The following is a 1,727-nucleotide window of genomic DNA, read 5'->3' as shown; positions in this document are numbered from 1 at the left end:
GGGAATTCCCGGCACGGTCGCCCGCGCTCCGGTGGCCAGCACGAGCTCGTCGTAGCGGTGCACCACGCCGGTGGTGGTGCGCACGAGCTGCCGCGCCGGATCGATGGCGGTGGCGGTCACGCCGAGCCGCATTTGCGCTTCGGACTCCGGCAGCGTGATCGAGTCCGGACCGAGCGTCCCGTCCAGTACCGAGCCCAGCAGCACTCTGTTGTACGCAGGACGCGGCTCCTGGCCCAGCACGGTGATCGGTCCGTGGTGCCCGTGGTGGCGCAGCCGCTCCACCAGTCGGTGCGCGACCGGGCCGTTCCCGATGACCAGCACGTGGCTCACGCGGGCACCTCCTCGGCAGCCGTGGTCCCGGGCGGCGGGTGCGGGCCGATCCGCACCGCGGCGACCTTGAACTCCGGCATCCGGCTGCGCGGGTCCAGCGCCGGGTTGGTGAGCAGGTTCGCGCGGCCATCGCCCGGGAAGTGGAACGGCAGGAACACGGTGTCGGTGCGCATCGACGCGACCAGCCGCACGCGCGCAACCACTTCGCCGCGCGCGGAGGTCACCACCGCCAGAGCGCCCTCGCGCAGCCCGGCGCGTTCTGCGGTGTCCGGATGGACCTCGACGAACGCCTCCGGTGCCGCTGCGTCGAGTTCGGCGACCCGGCGGGTCTGCGCACCGGATTGGTACTGCGCCAGCTCGCGGCCGGTGGTGGCCAGCAGCGGGAACTCCGCGCGCACGAACTCGGCCGCGACGCGGTGCTCGACCGCTGCGAACCGCGCCCGCCCGTCCGGGTGGGCGAAGCCGTGCAGGAACAGCCGCGGAGTGCCGGGATGAGCGGTCCCGTCCGGGCCTTCCGCCGGGCACGGCCAGTACAGCGCCTCGGTGTCGAGGCGTTCGTAGTCGATGCCGGAGTAGTCGGCCTTGCCGCCTGCGGAGGCGCGCCGCAGCTCCTCGAACACTTCGCGCGGTGCAGTGGGGTAGCGCTGCGCCGGTTCGCCCAGCCGCCGCGCCAGCCCGTGCAGCACTTCGAGGTCGGAGCGGACGTGCCCGGGCGGGTTCTGCAACCGGCGGCGGCGCAACACGCGGCCTTCGAGGTTGGTCATGGTGCCGTCCTCCTCGGCCCACTGCGTCACCGGCAGCACCACGTCGGCCATCCGCGCGGTTTCCGACGGCACGAAGTCCGCCACCACCAAGAAGTCCAAACTGGACAGACGCGCGGTGATGTGCGCGGCGTGCGGCGCGGAAACGGCCGGGTTCGAGCCGAACACCAGCATCGCGCGGGGGCCGTGCGGGGTGCCGAGCCCGCTCAGCAGCTCGTAGGCGCTGCTGCCCGGTCCCGGCAGGGTCTCCGGCGGCACGCCCCAGACCCTGGAGACGTGTTCGCGAGCGGCCTCGTCGGTGATCATCCGGTAGCCGGGCAGCTGATCGGCCTTCTGCCCGTGTTCCCGGCCGCCCTGCCCGTTGCCCTGTCCGGTCAGGCAGCCGTAGCCGCTGCCTTCGCGGCCCGGCAGGCCCAGCGCCAGCGACAGGTTGATGAATGCGGCGACGGTGTCGGTGCCCTTGCTGTGCTGCTCGGCGCCGCGGCCGGTGAGCACGTAGGCCCGCTCGGCCCGCGCCAGCATCCGCACCGCCGCGCGTTGTGCGCCCACCGGCACTCCGGTGACCCGTTCGACCCGCTCCGGCCACCACGTCATCGCCCGTTGCCGAGCCGCGTCGAAACCGCTGGTGCGCTCGCG

General features: G+C 73.4%; 2 protein-coding genes. Both read right to left on the bottom strand.

The annotated features are described in order from the left end of the window. On the bottom strand, positions 1 to 330 hold a 330-nt coding region (locus IJH84_RS11885; protein WP_295144062.1), incomplete at its 3' end, for an FAD-dependent oxidoreductase. Next, on the bottom strand, positions 327 to 1,727 hold a 1,401-nt coding region (locus IJH84_RS11880), incomplete at its 5' end, for a molybdopterin oxidoreductase family protein (RefSeq protein ID WP_295144059.1). The genes IJH84_RS11885 and IJH84_RS11880, both read right to left, overlap by 4 nt.

The organism is Saccharopolyspora sp. (genome assembly GCF_017434145.1).
Lineage (GTDB): Bacteria > Actinomycetota > Actinomycetes > Mycobacteriales > Pseudonocardiaceae > Saccharopolyspora_C > Saccharopolyspora_C galaxeae.
This window is presented reverse-complemented; position numbering and strand designations above follow the sequence as displayed.